This window comes from Streptomyces pseudovenezuelae, from assembly GCF_001513955.1.
GTDB lineage: Bacteria > Actinomycetota > Actinomycetes > Streptomycetales > Streptomycetaceae > Streptomyces > Streptomyces pseudovenezuelae.
Map to the genome: position 1 here is coordinate 683114 of NZ_KQ948147.1, position 20948 is coordinate 704061.

At 72.3% G+C, this 20948-nt stretch carries 20 protein-coding genes and 1 pseudogene; 16 read left to right on the forward strand and 5 right to left on the reverse strand.

Annotation, left to right across the window (positions count from 1 at the left end; genetic code table 11):
• The first annotated feature begins 25 nt into the window (after nt 1-25).
• The 10 genes from AQI94_RS19335 (at nt 26) to AQI94_RS19380 (ending at nt 11541) form a co-directional block, all read left to right on the forward strand.
• Complete coding sequence (locus AQI94_RS19335; RefSeq protein ID WP_031060255.1) at nt 26-406, forward strand: DUF190 domain-containing protein; 381 nt, start codon at nt 26-28, stop codon at nt 404-406.
• Nucleotides 403-777 (forward strand): fluoride efflux transporter CrcB, encoded by a 375-nt coding sequence (gene crcB, locus AQI94_RS19340; protein ID WP_062229837.1) that lies wholly within the window; start codon nt 403-405, stop codon nt 775-777. The genes AQI94_RS19335 and crcB overlap by 4 nt, the downstream gene beginning before the upstream one ends.
• Nucleotides 778-870: 93 nt before the next feature.
• The gene (locus tag AQI94_RS19345) at nt 871-1707 is read left to right on the forward strand and encodes an undecaprenyl-diphosphate phosphatase (protein ID WP_031060247.1); all 837 of its coding nucleotides are present in this window, start codon (nt 871-873) and stop codon (nt 1705-1707) included.
• Between the two features lie 1174 nt (nt 1708-2881).
• Nucleotides 2882-3613 (forward strand): FadR/GntR family transcriptional regulator, encoded by a 732-nt coding sequence (locus AQI94_RS19350; protein WP_078902994.1) that lies wholly within the window; start codon nt 2882-2884, stop codon nt 3611-3613.
• On the forward strand, nt 3610-5055 hold the full coding sequence (locus AQI94_RS19355) for an amino acid permease (RefSeq protein WP_031060241.1): 1446 nt from the start codon (nt 3610-3612) through the stop codon (nt 5053-5055). The genes AQI94_RS19350 and AQI94_RS19355 overlap by 4 nt, the downstream gene beginning before the upstream one ends.
• A 79-nt stretch (nt 5056-5134) precedes the next feature.
• Entirely contained in the window at nt 5135-6151 is a 1017-nt protein-coding gene (locus AQI94_RS19360) for an asparaginase (RefSeq protein ID WP_031060238.1), read from the forward strand.
• A 141-nt stretch (nt 6152-6292) separates the two neighbouring features.
• The gene (gene aspA, locus AQI94_RS19365) at nt 6293-7705 is read left to right on the forward strand and encodes an aspartate ammonia-lyase (protein ID WP_031060235.1); all 1413 of its coding nucleotides are present in this window, start codon (nt 6293-6295) and stop codon (nt 7703-7705) included.
• Between the two features lie 55 nt (nt 7706-7760).
• Nucleotides 7761-8690 (forward strand): glutaminase, encoded by a 930-nt coding sequence (locus tag AQI94_RS19370; protein WP_031060233.1) that lies wholly within the window; start codon nt 7761-7763, stop codon nt 8688-8690.
• Between the two features lie 95 nt (nt 8691-8785).
• Entirely contained in the window at nt 8786-10189 is a 1404-nt protein-coding gene (mptB, locus tag AQI94_RS19375; RefSeq protein ID WP_062229838.1) for a polyprenol phosphomannose-dependent alpha 1,6 mannosyltransferase MptB, read from the forward strand.
• Nucleotides 10186-11541 (forward strand): glycosyltransferase 87 family protein, encoded by a 1356-nt coding sequence (locus tag AQI94_RS19380; protein WP_062229839.1) that lies wholly within the window; start codon nt 10186-10188, stop codon nt 11539-11541. Before mptB ends, AQI94_RS19380 begins: the two co-directional genes overlap by 4 nt.
• Nucleotides 11542-11624: 83 nt before the next feature.
• Here AQI94_RS19380 and AQI94_RS45650 read toward each other — a convergent pair.
• The 3 genes and pseudogenes from AQI94_RS45650 to AQI94_RS19395 form a co-directional block, all read right to left on the reverse strand.
• Nucleotides 11625-12452 (reverse strand): annotated as a pseudogene (locus tag AQI94_RS45650) (D-alanyl-D-alanine carboxypeptidase family protein); the annotation flags it as partial.
• An 88-nt stretch (nt 12453-12540) separates the two neighbouring features.
• Complete coding sequence (gene rho, locus AQI94_RS19390; protein ID WP_404817921.1) at nt 12541-13788, reverse strand: transcription termination factor Rho; 1248 nt, start codon at nt 13786-13788, stop codon at nt 12541-12543.
• A gap of 112 nt (nt 13789-13900) precedes the next feature.
• The gene (locus AQI94_RS19395) at nt 13901-14728 is read right to left on the reverse strand and encodes a class I SAM-dependent methyltransferase (RefSeq protein WP_031048690.1); all 828 of its coding nucleotides are present in this window, start codon (nt 14726-14728) and stop codon (nt 13901-13903) included.
• Nucleotides 14729-14836: 108 nt separating this feature from the next.
• Here AQI94_RS19395 and AQI94_RS19400 point away from each other — a divergent pair, with 108 nt between their 5' ends.
• The 3 genes from AQI94_RS19400 to AQI94_RS19410 are packed head-to-tail and all read left to right on the forward strand — an operon-like array spanning nt 14837 to nt 17071.
• On the forward strand, nt 14837-15499 hold the full coding sequence (locus AQI94_RS19400; RefSeq protein WP_031048693.1) for a YciI family protein: 663 nt from the start codon (nt 14837-14839) through the stop codon (nt 15497-15499).
• A complete protein-coding gene (locus AQI94_RS19405) occupies nt 15496-15837 on the forward strand; it encodes a YciI family protein (RefSeq protein WP_031048695.1) in 342 nt (113 codons plus the stop codon). Before AQI94_RS19400 ends, AQI94_RS19405 begins: the two co-directional genes overlap by 4 nt.
• A 4-nt stretch (nt 15838-15841) precedes the next feature.
• Nucleotides 15842-17071: an RNA polymerase sigma factor gene (locus tag AQI94_RS19410; protein WP_031048697.1), complete on the forward strand. Its 1230-nt coding sequence runs from the start codon at nt 15842-15844 to the stop codon at nt 17069-17071.
• Between the two features lie 28 nt (nt 17072-17099).
• On the opposite strand, the gene AQI94_RS19415 is transcribed toward AQI94_RS19410, so the two are convergent.
• Nucleotides 17100-17516: a nuclear transport factor 2 family protein gene (locus tag AQI94_RS19415; RefSeq protein WP_031048700.1), complete on the reverse strand. Its 417-nt coding sequence runs from the start codon at nt 17514-17516 to the stop codon at nt 17100-17102.
• Between the two features lie 68 nt (nt 17517-17584).
• Here AQI94_RS19415 and AQI94_RS19420 point away from each other — a divergent pair, with 68 nt between their 5' ends.
• From AQI94_RS19420 to AQI94_RS19430, 3 genes are all read left to right on the forward strand, one after another.
• Entirely contained in the window at nt 17585-18148 is a 564-nt protein-coding gene (locus AQI94_RS19420) for a PadR family transcriptional regulator (RefSeq protein WP_031048702.1), read from the forward strand.
• A 4-nt stretch (nt 18149-18152) separates the two neighbouring features.
• Nucleotides 18153-18881, forward strand: a complete 729-nt coding sequence (locus AQI94_RS19425; RefSeq protein ID WP_031048704.1) for a class I SAM-dependent methyltransferase — start codon at nt 18153-18155, stop codon at nt 18879-18881.
• A gap of 61 nt (nt 18882-18942) precedes the next feature.
• Nucleotides 18943-19710 (forward strand): acyl-CoA thioesterase, encoded by a 768-nt coding sequence (locus tag AQI94_RS19430; RefSeq protein WP_031048705.1) that lies wholly within the window; start codon nt 18943-18945, stop codon nt 19708-19710.
• Nucleotides 19711-19732: 22 nt separating this feature from the next.
• Here AQI94_RS19430 and AQI94_RS19435 read toward each other — a convergent pair whose 3' ends face one another.
• A complete protein-coding gene (locus AQI94_RS19435) occupies nt 19733-20899 on the reverse strand; it encodes an EstA family serine hydrolase (RefSeq protein ID WP_031048707.1) in 1167 nt (388 codons plus the stop codon).
• Nucleotides 20900-20948 lie beyond the last annotated feature (49 nt).

A 20948-nucleotide genomic window follows, 5' to 3' on the forward strand; every position in this document is an offset into this window, starting at 1 on the left:
CGCGCGTCCTGAAGTGGGGGCAGCCATGACGAGGCTGACCGGCAACGCCCTGCGCGTGACCGTCTACATCGGCGAGAACGACACCTGGCACCACAGGCCCCTCTACGCCGAGATCGTGCACCGCGCCCACGCGGCCGGTCTCGCCGGGGCCAGCGTCTTCCGCGGCGTCGAGGGCTTCGGCGCGTCCTCCCTGATCCACACCTCCCGGCTGCTGTCGCTCAGCGAGGACCTGCCGGTGGCCGTCGTCATCGTCGACACCGAGACACGGGTACGGGAGTTCCTGCCGCAGCTCGACGAACTCGTCACCGAGGGGCTGGTGACCCTCGACGCCTGCGAGGTCATCCGCTACGTCGGCCGCGACGAGAACCGGGGCATAGCGGACACGAAGGGTAAGAAGTCGTTGTGAACTGGCTGCTGGTCGTCCTGGGGGCCATGGTCGGCGCCCCGCTGCGCTATCTCACCGACCGCGCGGTGCAGTCCCGGCACGACTCGGTGTTCCCCTGGGGCACCTTCGCGGTCAACGTCACCGGCTGTCTGATCCTCGGTCTGCTCACCGGCGCGGTGGCCGCGGGGGCGGCCGGGGCCCAGCTCCAGCTTCTCCTGGGCACCGGCCTGTGCGGGGCCCTGACGACGTACTCGACCTTCTCCTACGAGACCCTCCGGCTCACCGAGACCGGGGCAGGTCTCTACGGTGTGGCCAACGTGGCCGCGAGCGTGGTGGCCGGGCTCGGGGCCGCCTTCGCGGGGGTGGCGCTGGCGCAGGCTATGTGGACGTAGGCGCGACGGCCTGAGCCGCGGGGCGGACCCTTGTCCGCGTGTAGTAAGACTGTGCCCTCCGCACCTGCCTTCCCCTGAGAAGAACTGGATCCCATGAGCGTCATCAGCGTCGGTCAGGCCGTCGTCCTCGGAGCCGTCGAGGGAGTGACCGAGTTCCTCCCCGTCTCCTCCACCGGCCATCTGAAGATCGTCGAGGGGTTGATGCACATCCCCGTCGACGACGACGCCGTCGTCGGGTTCTCGGCCGTCATCCAGGTCGGCGCGATCGCGGCCGTGCTCGTGTACTTCTTCAAGGACATCGTGCGGATCGTCTCCGCGTGGGGCAGGGGCCTGGTCAACAAGGAGGAGCGCTACCACCACGACTACAAGTTCGCCTGGTGGGTGATCGCCGCGACCGTCCCGATCGTCGTCGTGGGCCTGGCCGCCAAGCCGCTCATCGAGGGGCCGCTCGCCTCCCTGTGGGTGGTCGCGGGCTCCCTGATCGTCGGCAGCGGTGTGATGTGGGCGGCGGATCAGATGGGCCGGCACAAGCGCGGCGAGGACGACACCTCGTTCAAGGACGCGATGCTGGTCGGCAGCTCGCAGATCCTCGCGCTGCTCTTCCCGGGCTTCTCCCGCTCCGGCGCGACCATGTCCACGGCCCTGATCCTGGACCTCGACCGCGTGGCCGCTACCCGCCTCTCCTTCTTCCTCGGCATCCCCGCCCTCACCGGCGCCGGAATCTACGAGCTCAAGGACGCCCTGGGCGCGGGCGTGGGCGCGGCCCCGCTCGCCGTCGGCACCGCCGTCTCGTTCGTCGTCGCCTACGCCTCCATCGCCTGGCTGCTCAAGTTCGTGGCCAAGCACTCCTTCAACGCCTTCGTCATCTACCGACTGGTGGTGGGCCTGCTGCTCTTCGGCCTCCTGACCACGGGCACGCTCGACAGCTGACGGCCGGGGGAGGGGTGCGGGCCGTCCGATCGGCCCGTGTCGGCACGCACGAGGGTGAGGGAATGCCCGAGCCGTAGAAGTGCGGCGCACCTGACCAGCACGGAGTGCGGGCCCTGTCGCCGGAGCGCGAGTCGGTCCAGCGCCACGGGGTCACGCCACGAGGATGCGGCCCGCGCCGCGGGGTAGCCCGCGCCTCAGCTGTGTGGTGCACCGGAACCGAACGGGGTGTCAGGCCCCGTCGCAGGGGCGGGTGCAACTGGCCGGCACGAGAGGTGTGCGGGGGCGGCCGCGTCGGAGAGGTGCGGGGTGGCCGGCCAACCCCAAGGTTCCGGCGCCCCGCTCTGGCGCGGGGGCCAGGTGCGGCCGGTGCCGCAGAGGGTGGGGTAGCCGACCATCCGGGATGCGGCCCCCACCGCAGCGGCCAGGCTGCCTGCGCCAAAGAGGGTGCTCCGCAGGGTCGCAAGGCAGCTCACGGTCACGGGCGTGTGGGGCGGCCCGTGCCGGCGAAGTGCGGGGTAGCTGACCAGCCCGGGGTTCCAGCCGCCTGTCGGCGGTCGGCATCGCAGGGGCCAGGCGGCCTGCGCCACGCAGGCGCGCTCCGCAGGGCCGCAGGGCAGCTCACGGTCACAGGTGTGCGGGGCGGCCCATGCCGGTGACGTGCGGCGTAGCTGATCAGTCCGGGGTTCCAGCCGTTTCTCACCGCGGTGGGCACCGCACGGGCTGCGAGGCGGCCCGCCGGCGCGGGGCCCGGGGGGCCTGCGCCACGGTGACGCGCTCCGCAGGGTCCCAAGACAGCTCACCTTCACGGGCGTGCGGGGGCGGCCCGCACCGCAGGGCCTGCGCGTGGTCTGTCGGCGCCGGGGGCCAGGGGGGCGGCCTCCGCCTCGAAGGCGCGCTCCGCAGGGGCCGCGAGGCAGCTCACCGGCACCGCTGTGTGGGGGTGGCCCCGCCGCAGAGGAGCCAGGCCACCGACCAGCCCGGGTTCCAGCCCCCACACGGCGCGAGGCGGCCTACATCACTGAGGTGCGCCGGCGCAGGCGGCCGCGAGGCAGGTCATCCGAGCGAGGCGGCCAGGTGGTGGCCCCGTGTCGTGGCGCGTCGGGACCGCGATCGCGCGCACCCCGTGCCGCCGCCCCCTTGACAGCACCCTCCCGCCGCCCGGAGTATCACTCCCGTGAACCTGTCAGACAGCCGGACAGCCAGTCAGCCGCCGAGGCGTGTCAGCGCCATGGAGGCGGTGCTGGCGCATCTGCGCGACGCCATCGAGCGGGGGGAGTACGCCATCGGCGACAAGCTCCCGTCCGAGGCGGAGCTCTGCCGCACCCTGGAGATCAGCCGGCCCGTCCTGCGCGAGGCCCTCAGGGCCCTGCAGACCATGGGGCTGACCGTCTCCAAGACCGGCAAGGGCACCTTCGTCGTGGCCAACGCGGTGGAGGACCCCACCTTCGGCGACTACGCGGCCAGCGACCTCCTGGAGGTGCGCCGCCACGTCGAGATCCCGGTCGCCGGGTACGCGGCCCGGCGCCGCACCCACGAGAACCTCGACCACCTGGCCCACCTCCTGGACCGGATGGAACGGGAGACCGACACCACCGCGTGGGTCGCGATGGACACCCTCTTCCACCTCGCGGTGGCCGAGGCCGCCCAGAACCCGGTCTTCCGCCGGGTCATCGAGGAGATCCGCGACGCACTGGCGCGTCAGTCGGCCTTCCTCAACGAGCTGGGCGGCCGCCGGGAGCAGTCCAACCGCGAGCACCGCGCGATCGTCGAGGCGCTGATCGACGGTTCCGAGCACGACGCGGTGGAGGCGATGTCCCACCATCTCGACCGCGTCGAGACCACCCTCACCGACATCGTGCGTTCCCCGCGCACGGACAGTTCCACGGAAGGCGGATCAGAGGCGTGAGCGAGCAGTCCCTGCACGACGGCGTGCAGAAACGTTCCGGCCATGTCGATGCCGGAGACGAGGGGTACAGCAAGTCCCTCAAGTCACGGCACGTCAACATGATCGCCATCGGCGGCGCCATCGGCACCGGCCTCTTCCTCGGCGCCGGCGGCCGCCTGGCCGACGCCGGGCCCTCCCTGTTCATCGCCTACGCGGTCTGCGGCGTCTTCGCCTTCCTCGTCGTCCGCGCCCTCGGCGAACTCGTCCTGTACCGGCCCTCCTCCGGCGCCTTCGTGTCGTACGCCCGGGAGTTCCTCGGCGAGAAGGGCGCCTACGTCGCCGGCTGGATGTACTTCCTGAACTGGGCCACCACCGGCATCGCCGACATCACCGCCGTCGCCCTCTACACTCACTACTGGGGCATGTTCTCCGACATCCCGCAGTGGGTGATCGCGCTCGTGGCGCTCGCGGTCGTCCTCACCGTCAACCTCATCTCGGTGAAGATGTTCGGCGAGCTGGAGTTCTGGTTCGCCATCATCAAGGTGGGCGCGCTCGTGGCGTTCCTGCTGATCGGCGTCTTCCTGCTGGCCACCCAGCACCCGATCGACGGCCACCACCCCGGCCCGGCCCTGATCACCGACAACGGCGGCGTCTTCCCCAACGGCCTGCTGCCCATGCTGCTGATCATCCAGGGCGTCGTCTTCGCCTACGCCTCCGTCGAACTGGTCGGCGTCGCCGCGGGCGAGACCGAGAACCCCGAGAAGATCATGCCCAAGGCGATCAACTCGATCATGTGGCGGGTCGGTCTCTTCTACGTCGGCTCGGTGCTCCTGCTGTCGATGCTGCTGCCCTGGAACAAGTACACGGGCAGCGAGAGTCCCTTCGTGACCGTCCTGTCCAACATCGGCATCCCGGCGGCCGGCGGCGTGATGAACCTCGTCGTCCTCACCGCGGCCATGTCGTCGCTCAACTCCGGCCTGTACTCCACCGGCCGCATCCTGCGCTCCATGGCCATGTCCGGCTCGGCGCCCAAGTTCACGGGCGTGATGAGCCGCAGCCAGGTCCCCTACGGCGGCATCCTGCTCACCAGCGGCGTCTGCGTCCTCGGTGTCGGCCTCAACTACGTGGTCCCCGCCGACGCGTTCGAGATCGTGCTGAACTTCGCCGCCATCGGCATCCTCGCCACCTGGGGCATGATCATGGTCTGTCACCTGCTCTTCTGGCAGAAGACCGAGAAGGGCGACCTGACCCGCCCCGGCTACCGACTGCCGGGATCGCCCTGGACCGAACTCGTGACGCTGGCCTTCCTCGCCTCCGTCCTGGTCCTCATGTACGCCGACGGCGGCGCCGGCCGCACCACCGTGCTGTGCCTCCCGCTGATCGTCGCCGCCCTGGTCGCCGGCTGGTTCGCCGTCCGGGGCAGGGTCTCGCGCACCTCCCAGAACCCATCGACCGGCGCGTGATCGCTCGCGCGCGTTCCCGACCCGAACCCACTGGCACGCACGCGTGATCCGCGTGGCGTTCCCGGAGAAGCAGGAAGTGATGTACAGCAGTTCCGTCGCGGCCGCACCCCTGGTCCGTGAGCCCCTCCACGCCCCGGTCGCCCACCTCATCCGCGGTGGGCTGATCGAGGGCACCCACTACGGTTCCGTCGTCGTCCTCGGCGCCGACGGGGACGTCCGCTTCCAACTCGGTGACATCGAGGCCGCGTTCTATCCGCGGTCCGCGCTCAAGCCGGTCCAGGCCGTCGCCATGGTCCGGGCCGGCCTCCCGCTCGACGGTGAGCTCCTCTCGCTCACCGCGGCCAGCCACTCCGGCGAGGAACGCCACCTCGCCGGGGCCCGGCGCATCCTGGACCTGGCGGGTGTCTCCGAGGACGCCCTGCGCAACGTCCCGGACATGCCCTACGCCCCGCAGGTGCGGGACGAGTGGATCCGGGAGGGGCGCGGGCCGTCCCGGCTCGCGCAGAACTGCTCCGGCAAGCACGCGGCGATGCTGTACACGTGCGTGCTCAACGACTGGCCTCTGGAGGGCTACCTCGACCCGGCGCACCCGCTCCAGCAGGCGATCGCCGAGATCGTCGAGGACCTGACCGGACAGCGGATCGCCCGGGTCACCGTCGACGGCTGCGGTGCGCCCCTGTTCTCCGTCTCCCTGCACGGCCTCGCCCGCGCCGCCGCGCGCATCACCTCGGCTGCCCCCGGAACCCCCGAGGCCCGGGTCGCCGACGCGATGCGCGAGCACGCCGAGATGGCGTCCGGGGCGGGACGGGACGTGGCCCGGCTGATGAAGGCCGTGCCCGGACTGCTTGCCAAGGACGGGTTCGAGGGCGTTCAGGTCGCCGCGCTGCCCGACGGGCGGTCGGTCGCCGTGAAGATCTCCGACGGGGCGAACCGGGCGCGGGTGCCGGTCGCCGCGGCCGCGCTCGCGTGGGCCGGGGTCTCGCCGGATCTGCTCACGGAGTTCCAGGGTGAGGCGCTGCTCGGTGGTGGCGTCGAGGTCGGGTGTGTGCGGCCCGTTCGCTCCCTGGAGCCGGTTGCCGTGTCTGCTTGCGCCTAGAAAGCAGCCAGATCCCTCGGATGGCGACCGCGGGTGCGTAGGGGCTGGTCGCGCCCGCGCGGCGGAGCCGCACATCGATACAGCCCCGCGCCCCTGAAAAAAGCTCAACTGATCCTCCATGGAAGAAGGAACCGTTCCCTCATGACTGCCCTCGTCAGCCGCCGCGAGCACGATCTGCTGGGCGACCGGGATGTTCCGGTCGACGCCTACTGGGGTGTGCACACCCTGCGGGCCACCGAGAACTTCCCCATCACCGGGACCCGGATCTCCGCCTACCCCCATCTGATCGACGCCCTGGCCGCCGTCAAGGAGGCCGCCGCGCTCGCCAACGAGGAGCTCGGGCTGCTGGAGCCCAGGAAGGCCGCCGCGATCGTCGAGGCCTGCCGGGAGATCCGGGAGGGCAAGCTGCACGACCAGTTCGTGGTCGACGTGATCCAGGGCGGCGCCGGCACCTCCACCAACATGAACGCCAACGAGGTCATCGCCAACCGGGCGTTGGAGCTGCTGGGGCACCAGAAGGGGCAGTACTCGTTCCTGCACCCCAACGAGGACGTCAACCTGGGGCAGTCGACCAACGACGTCTACCCGACCGCCGTCAAGATCGCGACGGTCTTCGCGGTCCGTGGACTGCTCGGGGCGATGGCCGTACTGCAGGACGCGTTCGCCCGCAAGGCCGTCGAGTTCCGCGATGTGCTCAAGATGGGCCGTACGCAGTTGCAGGACGCGGTGCCCATGACGCTGGGGCAGGAGTTCTCCGCGTACGCCGTCATGCTGGGCGAGGACCGGTCACGTCTGGACGAGGCCGTCGAGTTGATCCACGAGATCAATCTGGGCGCCACGGCCATCGGGACAGGACTCAACGCCCCCGCGGGGTACGCCGAGTCGGCCCGGCGGCACCTCGCCGAGATCACCGGGCTCCCGCTGGTCACCGCGGCCAACCTGGTCGAGGCGACCCAGGACTGCGGGGCGTTCGTCCAGATGTCCGGTGTGCTGAAGCGGATCGCGGTCAAGCTGAGCAAGAGCTGCAACGACCTGCGGCTGCTGTCCTCCGGACCGCGCGCCGGTCTCGGGGAGATCAACCTGCCGCCCGTGCAGGCCGGTTCGTCGATCATGCCCGGCAAGGTCAACCCGGTGATCCCCGAGGTCGTCAACCAGGTCGCCTTCGAGGTGATCGGCAACGACGTCACCATCACCATGGCCGCCGAGGCCGGACAGCTCCAGCTCAACGCCTTCGAGCCGATCATCCTGCACTCCCTGTCGGAGTCCGTCACCCACCTGCGGGCCGCCTGCCTCACCCTGGCCGAGCGCTGCGTGGACGGCATCACCGCCAACACCGAGGCACTGCGCCGGACCGTCGAGAACTCCATCGGCCTGGTCACCGCCCTCAACCCGCACATCGGCTACACGGCCGCCACGGACATCGCCAAGGAGGCCCTCGTCACCGGCCGCGGGGTGGCCGAACTGGTCCTGGAGAAGGGGCTGTTGCCCGCCGAGACGCTCGCCGAGCTGCTGCGCCCCGAGGTCCTGGCGAACAGCGGCTCCCCCGTGGCCTGACAGCCCCACCTGCGCGGACACGCACCAGGACCGGCCCGGAGGCACAATAGTGATCATGACAACGACGTCGTCGCTCACCTTCCAGCCGGTCCTGGAGCGCATCGCCGAGGAGATCGAGCGGACCCCGGCCAGGGGCACGCCGGCCGACTACATCCCGGCACTCGCCGCCTGCGACCCGCGCAGCTTCGGCATGGCCGTCGCGGAGCTGGACGGCACGGTGTACGGCGTCGGGGACTGGCGCGAGCCGTTCTCGACGCAGTCCATCACCAAGGTCTTCACCCTCGCGCTCGACCTGGCCCGCGAGGGCGACGAACTCTGGGAGCACGTGGGCCGCGAACCCTCCGGCAACCCCTTCAACTCCCTGGTGCAGCTGGAGTACGAGAACGGCATCCCGCGCAACCCGTTCATCAACGCGGGCGCCCTCGTCGTCACCGACCGACTCCACAGCCGTACCGCGGACGCGGCGGGCGAACTGCTGTCGTTCCTGCGCGAGGAGAGCGGCAACCCGGCCCTGGACTTCGACGAGGAGGTGGCCGCCTCCGAGGCCGCCCACGGCGACCGCAACGCGGCCCTGGCCCACTTCATGGCCGCCTACGACAACATCGACAACGACATCCCGGTCCTGCTCGACCAGTACTTCCGTCAGTGCTCCGTCAAGGCGTCCTGCGCCGACCTGGCTCTCGCCACCACCTTCCTGGCCCGCCACGGCATCCGCGCCGACGGCACCCGCCTGCTCACCCTCAGCCAGGCCAAACAGATCAACGCGATCATGCTGACCTGCGGCACGTACGACGCGGCGGGCGACTTCGCCTACCGGGTGGGGCTCCCCGGCAAGAGCGGAGTGGGCGGCGGGATCATCGCGGTGGTCCCCGGCCGTTGCACGCTGTGCGTGTGGAGTCCGGGCCTGGACGAACGCGGCAACTCCGTGGCGGGAGTGGCGGCCCTGGACAGGTTCACGACGCTGACGGGTCTCTCCGTGTTCTGAGGCGGGGGAGCGCGCCCGCGCCCGACCACGCACCGGTCACACCCCGGTCGCCACCTCGTCGCTTTCCAGCCACCCACGACTGACACGCTGCCGATGTGTTGGCCAACGTTCCCGTCGATCTTCGCCGCTGCCGGATCCTCGGACTGGTCGGCACCGCCTTCCTCGCCGCGGGTGGGGAGAGCGCGGGAGCCCTCCCCGTCCGTGAACTCCTCACCCCGGCCTCGCCCCAGGCGGCTCTGGGTCTGGTCGGTGCCTACTTCGGCCTCGTCCTGCTGATCGCGGCCTGGCTCCTCCTCGGCCGGCTGGTGCGCAGCCCCGACCGGCGGCCCGGCCCGCGTGAGCTCATGGCCGTCCTCGTCGTCTGGTCGATTCCGCTGCTGCTCGCCCCGCCGCTGTTCAGCCGGGACGTCTACAGCTACCTCGCCCAAGGCGCCATGGCCGACGCCCACATGGACGTCTACGCCCACGGCCCCGCCCTGCTCGGCGGCCCCCTCGCGGACGAGGTGGCCCCCATGTGGCGCGACACGGGTGCCCCGTACGGCCCCGTGTTCCTCGGCCTGGCCTCCGCGCTGGCCAGACTGTCCCGCGGTGAACTCCCCGCCGGCCTGTTCGGGTTGCGGCTCGTCGCCCTGCTCGGTGTGGCCCTGATGGCGGCCGCGCTGCCGCGGCTGGCCCGCCACAGCGGTGCCGATCCGGCCGCGGCGCTCTGGCTCGGCGCCCTCAATCCGCTCGTCCTGCTGCACCTGGTCGCCGGTGCCCACAACGACGCCGTCATGCTCGGTCTGCTCGGCCTCGGCCTGGTCGCCGCCCTCGGCCGGTGGCCGATCCTGGGTGCCGTGCTCGTGACACTCGCCGCCCTGGTCAAGGCCCCCGCCGTGCTGGGACTCGCCGCGATCGTCGTGCTGCGCGTCCGGGCCGGCGACCGCCCGGTGAAAGCCGCTCTGACGGCCCTCGCCGCGGCGGCCGCCACCACCGTCGCCGCGACCGCCGTCGCCGGCACCGGCTACGGCTGGATCGGCGCCCTCAACACCCCGGTGTCGTCCGGGAACTGGGCCCTCACCAGCCTCCTCGGCCGTGCCACCGCGGCCCTGCTGGAACGGCTCGGCAGCGATCTGGCCCCGCTGGCCGTCCCGTTCTGGCACGCGCTCGGCATCGTCACCGCCGTCGCCGTCATCGGCCACACCTGGCTGCGCCTGCGTCCGCGACCCGTCTACGCCCTCGGCCTGAGCCTGGCCACGGTCGCCGCCCTCGGCCCGGCGATCCGGCCCTGGTACGCGCTGTGGGGGCTGTTCCTCATAGCGGCCGCCGCGCCCAGCGCCTCGGTACGCCACCGGGTGGCCGCCGTGACGGGCGTGCTCGCGCTCGCCACCCTCCCGAGCGGTGGCTCGGCCGACGCCGGGCAACTCGTCCTCGCCGTCTCCGGAGGGGTCCTCGCCCTCGTCGTGCTCGTCCAAGCCCACCAGACGGCCCAGGCCCCGGCCGCAGGGCGTACGGCATGAGGGCGCCGGCCACGGACCGCGGACGGCTGCTGCTGGTCCTCGCCGCCGGCACGGTCGTCACCGTGTTCACGGCGACCGTGCCGCTCCTGCGCGACTGGTTCGACCTGCGCGTCTACCACGGAGCCGTCGACACCTGGGTCCACCACGGCGGACGGCTCTACGACTACCGGGTGCCGGGGACGGCGTACGGCTTCACCTACCCGCCGTTCGCGGCCGTCGCCATGCTCCCGATGGCCCTGCTCGACCTGCGCGCCGCGATCGCGGTGGGCCTGCTGCTCAACCTGGCGGCGCTGGCCGTGGTCGTACGCCTGCTCACCGGCCGGGCCTGGCGGCGCCACGGCTGGTACGGCTGTGCCCTGGGCGCCTGCGCGCTCGCGCTGTTCGAACCGCTGCGGGACACCTTCAGCTTCGGCCAGGTCAACCTCCTGCTGCTGGCCCTCGTCCTCGTCGACGCGTGGCTGCTCGCCACCGGCCGGGAACGATGGGCCGGTGCCGGGATCGGCCTGGCCGCCGCGGTGAAGCTCACACCGGCGATCTTCATCGGCCTGCTGCTGCTCGCCCGGCGTGGGCGCGCGGCGGCGGTCGCCACGGTCGTGGCCCTGACGGCGACGGGGTTCGCGGCCCTCGTGGCGCCGGACGCCTCGCGCTTCTACTGGACCGACGCGCTGTGGGACACGAGCAGGGTGGGCCGCCTGGACTATGTCTCGAACCAGTCGCTGCAGGGCATCCTGGCCCGCCTCGGGGAGACGGACCGCGCGCTCTGGGCGGTGGCCGTGCTGCTGACCCTGGGCGTGTGGGCCGTACGGGCACGGCGGGCCGTGGCGGCGGGGGACTGGGCGGCCGCGTTCGCGCTGACCGGGCTGACCGCCTGTCTGGTCAGCCCGATCACCTGGGTGCACCACCTGGTGTGGCTGCTGCCGTCCTTCGCCGTTCTCGTGCGTACCGGGCACCCGCGGATCGCGGGCGCCCTGTACGCCGTGCTGTGCACCAGTGTGGTGTGGCTGTGGTTCGACGACGCGTCGGGCGTCGACGGCTTTCTCGGCAGCAACCTCTACACCTGGGTCACCCTCGGCCTGTTGCTGCGGCTGCCGGTGGGTCAGCCGGCCGCAGCCCGCCCGAACCGGGCCCGCAGCGCCAACGCCATCGAACCCGCGCCGAGCCCTGCGGCGCCCAGGATGGCCCAGGTCTCCAGCCAGCCGGGCCCGTCGGCCTCCGGTGCGACGGCCGCCGCGACCGGCGCCGCCTCGGGCCCGGGCTGCGGCCTCGCCCGGAGCGCGTCCAGCGAGCCCACCGGCTCCACCCGTCCGGCCGCGCCGAACCCCCAGTCGAGCAGCGCGCGCGCCTCCTCGTAGACCGTGAAGCCGCCGCCCGACTGAGGGTTCATCACCGTCACGACGAGCGTCCGGTCGCCCCGGCGGGCGGCGGCGACGAGCGTGTTGCCGGCGTGGCTGGTGTAGCCGTTCTTGATCCCGATCAGCCCGTCGTAGGGCTCCACCCCGTCGGCACCGGTCAGCAGCCGGTTGGTGTTCCGGATGCCGTACGACCAGCCGCCCCGGCCGGGGAACTGCGCCTCGGCCGTGCCGCAGTACCGCGCGAAGTCCGCGTTGCGCAGCCCCGCCCGCCCGAAGACCGCGAGGTCGTACGCCGAGGAGACCTGGCCCGGTGTGTCGTAGCCGTCGGGGGAGCGGACGTGGGTGTCCCGGGCGCCCAGGGCACGCGCCTTGGCCTGCATCCGGGCGGCCGTGGCGCTCCAGCCGCCGCTGAGCCCGGCCAGGACGTGCACGGCGTCGTTGCCGGAGTTGAGGAAGACGCCGCGCCACAGGTCGGCCACCTGGTAGGTCTGTCCCTCGGCGACCCCGACGAGACTGCTGCCCGGCCCGATGCCGGCGAGTTCGTCCGCACCGACGGTGTGCCGGAGGCCGCCGGGCAGCCCGGGCAGGACGGTCAGGGCGAACAGGGTCTTGAGCGTGCTGGCCGGCGGCAGCCTGCGGTGGGCGTCGTGGGCCGCGAGGACCTCCCCGCTGCGGGCGTCGGCCACCACCCACGACAGCGCGGACACCTCCGGCACCCGGGGCACTCCGGGGTGCGGCCGGACCTGGACACCGGGCCGGTACAGGAGGGCGGGTGCGGCGGCCGCGGGCGGTGGCGCGCCGGGGTCGGAGCCCGTGCGCGCGGCCGCCGTCGCGGGGGCGAACACCAGCAGCCCCGTCATGCACAGTGCGCAGGCCGAGACGGCAACCCGGGAGGGAAATCCGATAGTCATACTGCAAAGCTAGGAACGGACCGCCCGTACACCGCGGTGCCCGGGCCGTGCGGGGCGCGTGAGCACCCGGACGGGGGATGGCGGTCCGTCAGGCGGCGGGCAGGGTCGGCTGGATGCGGCGCAGGAAGGTCGCGTTGTCCGGCGTCTCGCGCATCCGCTGGAGGAGCGTCTCCAGGTTGCCCTGGCCGTCACCGTTCTGCAGCGCCCGCCGCAGTCCTCGTACGGCGGTCAACTCCGCCGGAGTCAGCAGGCGTTCCTCGCGACGGGTGCCCGAGGGGTTGACCGCGACGGCCGGGAAGACACGGCGGGAGGCGAGTTCGCGGTCCAGGCGGAGCTCCATGTTGCCGGTGCTCTTGAGCTCCTCGAAGTAGAAGTCGTCGGCGCGCGAGCCGGTCTCCACCAGGGCGGTGGCGAGGATGGTGAGCGAGCCGCCCTCCTCGGCGAGCCGGGCGGCGCCGAAGAACTTCTTCGGCCCGATCAGCGCGGTCGCGTCGACGCCGCCGCTGAGGGTGCGGCCGTTGCCGGGGGCCGCGTTGTTGTGGGCCCGGCACAGCCGGGTCAGGGAGTCGAGCAGGATCACGACGTCCTCGCCGGCCTCGACGAGCCGCTTGGCCCGCTCGATGACCAGCTCGGCGAGCGCGATGTGCTGCTTGGGTGTGCGGTCGAACGTCGAGGCGTACACCTCGCCGCGCACGGAGCGCCGCATGTCGGTGACTTCCTCGGGGCGTTCGTCGAGCAGCACCACCATCAGGCGGCACTCCGGGTGGTTGCCGGCGACAGCGGCCGCGATCTGCTGGAGCAGGACCGTCTTGCCGGTCTTGGGCGGGGCCACGATCAGCCCGCGCTGGCCCTTGCCGACGGGCGCGATCAGATCGGCGACCCGTCCGGTCAGGCCGGACGCCGGGTGTTCGAGCCGGATGCGCTCGCGCGGGTGCAGGGGCGTGAGGTCGTGGAAGGCGTGGCGGTTGCGGCCGGGTTCCTGGCCGTTGACCCGGGCGACCTCGGTGAGGGCGCGCTGGGTGCCGCGCACCCCGTCGACGACGTCCCCCTTGCGCAGGCCGAACCGGCGGATGAGGGCGGGGGAGACCTGGAGGTCGGAGGGCGAGGGCAGCAGGCTCGCGGCGCGCAGGTGCCCCTTCCCGCCGGCGTCGATGTCGAGGACGCCGGTGACGGCACGGACCGGAGGCTGCTGATGAACCGGAGGGGTATCGAGTGTGATGGTCATGAGGTGTGTCCTTTCGAGGACGGAAGGCATGGGACATGCGCAAGGAGGGGGAAGCCGCGAGAGGGAAGGCGGACCACGCCTTCGGGCGGCGGAAGACAGCACCCGCGGAATCTGCGAGGTACTGAGGAGAAGCCGGTACGACGACCGGCGAGGTGAGAGAGAACTGGCACCGGCGCCCCGAAACGGGCGTACACAAGTGCTAGCAGGACGGTACCACGGCGACTCAGCGTGTGGCGAGGAGTCCGTACAGCAGCGGGATCCGCGGCTCGGGGAGCCGCCACCAGCCGGACGGCGTGCGGGTCATCCGCGGCCAGCGCGGCCAGGGCAGCTCATCGCTCTCGCGGAGGCTGCGGACGCTCAGTCCCGCCCCCGTCAACGCCGTGACGACCTCTCCTATTCCGTGCATCCACTCGAAGCTCTCCGTGGCGCCCTCGACGGCCGGACCGTCGGTGTAGGTGTGGGTGGCGTCCCGGCGCACGGGGCCGTCGCCGCCCAGGTAGTCGTGGCGCAGGAGGAGTTCCGGCCCTTCGTCCGGGGCGGGTTTGGGGCCCAGCGAGTTGAGCAGCGGATGGAACTCGACCACGTACAACAGCCCGCCCGGGCGCAGCAGCCGGGCGATCACCTCCGCCCACCGTTCCAGGTCCGGCAGATAACACAGCGCGCCCTTCCCGGTGTACACGACGTCGAACTGCCGTCCTCCCAGCGCCTCGACGGCGTCGTACACGTTCGCCCGCACGAACTCGGCGTCCACGCCCGCCCGCGCCGCGATCCCCTGAGCGGCCGCGACGGAGGCCGTGGAGAAGTCCAGGCCCACGGCCCGGGCGCCACGGCGGGCGAGGGCGACCGTCTCCGTGCCGAGATGGCACTGCAGATGGAGCACGTCACGGCCGGTGAGCTCGCCGAGGTCCGCCCACTCGAAGGCGGCGAACCAGCGCTCCGGATCGAGGTCCTGGTCGAGGCCGTAGAACCGGCTGGCGAGGTGGACGGGGGTGCGGGCGTCCCAGTTGGCCTGGTTGACCCGCATCAGCCGAGCGTGCTCGTCGGACGTCATGAGCCCATCCAATCGTGGAGCGGGACTTTTTTCCGCGAGCCGGTGTCGATTCGGGCCGGTGCCGTTCGTCGGGTGGGTGTAGGAAGCTCATGAGGACCGGGAGGATCCATGAAGTACATGCTGCTCGTCTGCGGCGACGACACCAACGACGCCTCGGGCATGGCCCCCGTCGAACCCTGGGTCGAGGAGCTCGGCGACCGCCGTGCACGCCTGCACGGACACCGGCTCGCCCTGCCCGCGGATGCCGTCACCGTGCGGGTGCGCGGCGGTGAGGTGCTGCGCACCGACGGGCCCTTCGCGGAGACCAAGGAGTACGTCGCCGGATTCGACATCCTGGAGTGCGACAGCCTGGAGGAGGCGGTCCAGGCGGCCGCACAGCACCCCGTGGCGACCGTCGGAGCCATGGAGGTACGGCCGTTCTGGGAGGACGAGGACGGCGAGGCGGAGATCCGCCGGCTCGACGCCGCCCTGACCGACGCGGCGCGCGCGGGGGACGTGGAGCGGCTGCTCGCCTGCTACGCGCGGGACGCGCAGGTCGTGGACAGGGGCCGGCCCCACCGGGGCGTCGAGGAGCTCCGCAAGGCCTGGTCGGCGACGGCCCCGGTCGCCCGAGAGGTGTTGGAGTCCGCCGTCCACGTCGACGAGAGCGTCGCGTTCGGCCACGCCCTCGTCCGCACCGGCGACACCCTGCTGCGCGTGACCACCGGCTACCGCAACGTCGGTCCGCGCTGGCTGATCGTCCACGAGCACGTCACGGAGGCCACGTCATGAAGTACGCCCTGCTGATCTGCACCCCCGTCGCCGGCGAGGAGCTCAGCCCCGCCGAGATCGCCGAGGACCCCCGTTTCACCTCCTACATCGAGGAGGTCCGCAGCCGGGACGTCGTCAAGGGCGGCGCCCGGCTGCGCCCGGCCTCCGACGCCACCACCGTGCGCGTCCAGGGTGACGAGGTGCTGCTCACCGACGGCCCGTTCGTGGAGTCCAAGGAGTACATCGCCGGCATCGACATCATCGAGGTCGCCGACCTGGACGAGGCGATCTCCCTCGCGTCCCGGCACCCGGCCGCGCTCGGCGGCGGCTCGGTGGAGGTACGGCCGGTGTGGGAGTGAACCGGTGACCCCGGAAGAGGCCGTCGCCGCCGCCTTCCGGGAGGAGTGGGGCCAGGTCCTCGCCACCCTGATCCGGGTGACCGGCGACTGGGACCTCGCCGAGGAGTGCGCGCAGGACGCCTTCGCCCAGGCCCTCGACCGGTGGCGGCGCGACGGCGTCCCGCGCCGCCCCGGCGCCTGGCTCACCACGACCGCCCGCCACCGGGCCATGGACGTGCTGCGCCGGGAGGCCGTCGGAGCGCGGAAACTGCAGGAGGCGGCGATGCTCACGGCCCCCGAGGAGCCGTACGACGACAGCGGTGTCCACGACGACCGACTGCGCCTGATCTTCACCTGCTGCCACCCGGCGCTGCACATCGAGGCCCGGGTGGCGCTGACCCTGCGCACCCTGGCCGGACTGACCACACCGGAGATCGCCCGCGCCTTCCTCGTCCCCGAGGCGACCATGGCCCAGCGCCTGGTGCGGGCCAAGAAGAAGATCCGCAACGCCGGCATCCCCTACCGCGTGCCGCCCGCCCATCTGCTGCCCGAGCGCACGACCGGCGTGCTCGGCGTGATCTACCTGCTGTTCAACGAGGGGTACGCGGCCACCTCGGGCGCCGATCTCGTACGACGGAACCTGTGCGCGGAGGCGGTCCGGCTGGCCCGTGTCCTGGCCCGCCTCATGCCCGACGAGCCCGAGGCCCTGGGCCTGCTCGCGCTGCTCCTCCTGCACGACGCCCGCCGCGAGACCCGCGTGGACGCGGACGGCGAACTGGTGACGCTGGAGGACCAGGACCGCACGGCGTGGGACCACGCGGAGGTCGAGGAGGGCGCCGCCCTGCTGGAGACGGCACTGCGGCGCGGCCGTCCCGGGCCCTACCAGATCCAGGCCGCCATCGCCGCCTGCCACACCACCGCCGCCACGGCCGCGGACACCGACTGGGCCGACATCGCCGCGCTCTACGGCGAGTTGGCGCGCCTCGTGCCGTCCCCGGTGGTCCGCCTCAACCGCGCGGTGGCCCTCGGTATGGCCGACGGCCCCGACGCGGGGCTCGCCCTGGTCGCCGAACTGGAGCGGGAGGGCGAGCTGAACGGCTACCACCTGCTCCCCGCCACGCGCGCCGACCTGCTGCGCCGCAGCGGCCGCAGGACCGAGGCGGCCCGGGCCTACGAGCGGGCTCTTGAACTGGTGGAGAACGACGCCGAGCGGCACTTCCTCGAAAGGCGGCTCGCGGAGTGTCGATCGGCGTAGGACGCGTTCGTCGGTGGGCGGCGTGCGATCAGGAGGCGGTCCTCGCTTCCGACTCCCTTGCCGCCGCCTCCTTCGCGATCTCCTCGAACCGCGCCCCCATCGCCGCCGCCAGAGCCTGGGCCCCCGACAGCGGACGGACCATCACCATGAACCGGTCGATCAGGCCGTTCTCGTCGACATGGATGAAGTCGCAGCCGTCCAGCGCCCGTTCACCGACCCGGGTCGCGAACACCAGCGCGTGGTCGCGGCCGTCCTCGCTGCTCAGCTCGCTCACATAGCGGAAGTCCTCGAAGACCTTGACGACCGCGCCCAGGATCGCCGCCGTGATGGCCTTGCCCTCGTACGGCTTGAACACCACCGGACTCGTGAAGACCACGTCCTCGGCCAGCAACGCCTCCACCGCGCCGAGGTCCCCCGCCTCGACCGCTTCCCGGAACGCTCGCATCATGTCTCCATAGTCAATTTGTTGAGTAGGTGTGGAGTAGATTAATCACCCGCTGCTAGCCTGTCCATATGTCGCTCAAGTACGCCGTCCTGGCCGCTCTGCTGGAGGGTGAGGCCTCGGGCTACGAACTCTCCAAGGTCTTCGACGTCTCGCTGGCGAACTTCTGGCCCGCGACCCCTCAGCAGCTCTACCGCGAGCTGGAGCGCCTCGCGCAGGACGGGCTGATCGAGGCACGGGTGGTGCAGCAGGAACGCAGGCCGAACAAGCGGCTGTTCACCCTCACCGAGACCGGCCGGCGCGAGCTGAGCGCGTTCGCCGCCGAACCGCCCCGCAGGCCTGCCGCTCTCCGTGACGAGTTCCTGATCAAGATCCAGGCCATGGACGGCGTCGATCCCGAGGTCACCCGGGCGCTGTTCGAGGAGCGCCTGTCCTGGGCGCGCGGCAAACTCGCCCGCTACGAGCGGGTCCGCGACCGGTTCCTCGACGGCCGCACCGAGGAGCGGTACCTCGCGGAGGTCGACCGGATCGGCCCCTACCTCACGCTCCTGGGCGGAATCGCCCTGGAAACGGAGACCGTCCGCTGGTGCGAGCGCGCGCTGGCCATCCTGAAACGCCGCGCTCCCCTAAGCTGACGCGGTGTTCAGCCCAGAAGGCCCCAGCCTCCGCGAACTCGCCGTCCAGGCGATGTCGTCCGTCGAGCGCGGCTACGACCTGCTCGCCCCCAAGTTCGACCACACTCCCTTCCGTACGCCCGACGCGGTGCTGGACGCCGTCGCGTCCGCGCTGCGCCGGACGGGCCCCTTCGACTCCGGCCTCGACCTGTGCTGCGGCACCGGCGCCGGGGCCGGGGCGCTGACGCGGGTCTGCCGGGGGAGCGTGACCGGGGTCGACTTCAGCGCCGGGATGCTCGACGTGGCCCGGAAGCGGACCCGGTCCCAGGGGCCGCGCCTGTCCTGGGTGCGGGGGGACGCGCGTGCCCTCCCGTTCGCCCCCGCCTCCTTCGACCTGGTCGTGAGCTTCGGGGCCTTCGGCCACTTCCTGCCCCGCGAACTGCCCGGACTGTTCGCCCAGGTTCGCGCCGTGCTGCGCCCGGGCGGCTGCTTCGCCTTCCCGATCGTCGCCCCGCCCCGGCCGTCGTCCCCCGCCTACTGGATGCTCCATGGGTTCGACGCCGTGATGCGGGTGCGCAACGCCCTGTGGCGACCGCCGTTCGTCATGTACTACCGGGCCTTCCGGCTCGGGGACGTGCGACGGGAGCTGGAATGGGCGGGGCTTCGGGTGGACCTGCACGCCCTGCCCGAGTTCGGTGTGCGCCGGGACGGCAGTCCGCGGGTCCGGATGGTCGTGGCGAGGCGCCCGGACTAGTCGGTCCGAATTTCCAACTTACTCGTTTGATTTTCCAACTCGCCAGGTTATGGTGAGGCGCGTGACCACATCCACCGAGCATGAGACGCGGATCGACCCTCTGTGGCGGTCATGGGAGGGGGCGCACGGCGGTCATGTCGCCGCTGTCGCCCTGGCGGCCGTACGCGCGCAGTTCGCCGGGGGAGACCAGCCCGTGCGTACGCTGACCACGCACTTCCTGGCTCCGGCCGCCGCCGGTCCGTTGCACGTCTCGGGCGCCGTGCCCGCCTCCGGGCGCCGCACGGCCGCCTGCGTCTTCTCCGGTCACCAGGACGGCCTGCCGGTCGTCGTCGGATCGGCCCTGTTCGGCTCCGGGCGCCCGGGGACGTCGTACGACGGACAGCCCGCCCCGGACGTGCCCGGTCCCGAGGACCGCCGGGCCGTCGAGTTGCCGGGCCGGCTGGCGCCCTTCGCCCGGCAGCTGGAGATACGGCCCGCCACCGCCGACCTCCCGCTGGCCGGTGGTGAGCGGGCGGAGCTGCTGGCCTGGGTGCGGTTCACGGACGGCCGGCCGCTCGACGCGGGAGCGGTGGTCACCCTCACCGATGTGCTCCCGCCCGCGCTGTACGCCGTCTGGCGCAGCCCGCGTCCCGTGCCCAGCGCGGAACTCACCGTCCACTTCACCGACGCCGTCGACGAGAGCGCCGGTGACGGCTGGAGTCTCGTGCGGATCAGGACCGATCACGCGGGCGCCGGCTGGGCCGTCGACGACAGCGCTGTCTGGGCGGCCGGCGGCCGTCTGCTGGCACTGGGCCGCCAGTCCCGCGTGGTGCGCGGCGAGCGTCCCTGAGGCCGGTGGCGGGGCCCCGCGCTCACAGGGCGCTGTACAACGCCTCGATCAGTGCCGTCTTCCGCGGGTCGTCGGCGATGTGCGGCCCCATCCGGTTCATCACATAGCCCAGCGCGACACCCGCCTCCGGATCGGCCAGACCGCACGACCCGCCGAAGCCGTCGTGCCCGAAGGCCCGCGGATTGGGCCCGTACGAGCCGTTCGGCCCGCTCAGCCACAGACCGAGCCCGAGCTCCGTCTCCCTGTCGAGTCCCGCTCCGAGCACCAGGTCGCGGCACCTGCCCTGGCTCTCCCGGACCCGCTCGGCGGCCTCGGCGGACAGGACGCGGTGGCCGCCGTGGGAGCCGTGGCCCGCGAAGATGCCGTAGAGCGCGGTGACGGCCCGGGCCGTGCCGTGGCCGTTCGCGGCGGGGATCTCGGCGGCCCGCCACTCGGGCGTGTTCGCCTCCGCGGCGCCCACCAGGGGGTTGGTCAGGGCGGCGAGCGCCGCGGGAGTCAACTGGGCGAAGACCGCCGCCTGTTCGCTCGCCGACGCGGCGGGCGGATGCACCAGCTCGGCGGCCCGGCCGGCCTCCTTCTCCGGCAGGCCGACGGTGAAGTCGATGCCGAGCGGCCCCGTCACCTCCCGCTCCAGGAAGGCGCCCGGCAGCAGCCCCGAGACCCGCCGGACGACCTCGCCGACCAGGAAGCCGTACGTGAACGCGTGGTAACCGGACACCGTGCCCGGCTCCCACCAGGGCTCCGTCGCCGCGAGCCGCCGTGTCGTCAGTTCCCAGTCGAAGAGCTCGGCCAGGGTGTGGGGCTCGCGCAGTCCGGACAGCCCGGCCCGGTGCGACAGCAGGTGCCGTACCAGAACCCGCTCCTTGCCCGCCGCGGCGAACTCCGGCCAGTACGCGGCCACCGGGGCGTCGAGGTCGAGCAGGCCCCGGTCGGCGAGGAGATGGGCGCACAGGGCCGTCGGGCCCTTCGTCGTCGACCACACGTTGACCAGCGTGTCGTGCTCCCAGGGGCGGGTGCGGGCCGCGTCGGCCCAGCCGCCCCACAGGTCCACGACCATCTCGCCGCCGACCGTGACGCACACCGCGGCGCCCAGCTCGGCACGGTCTCGGAAGTTTTCCTCGAACGCCGTCCGTACGGCCGCGAAGCGCTCGTCGCAGTGGCCGTGGACAGCCGGCCGGTACTCGGACATGGGCCCTCCGTCGTCGCCGGAAACCCGGACCGCGACACCGCGATCCGGG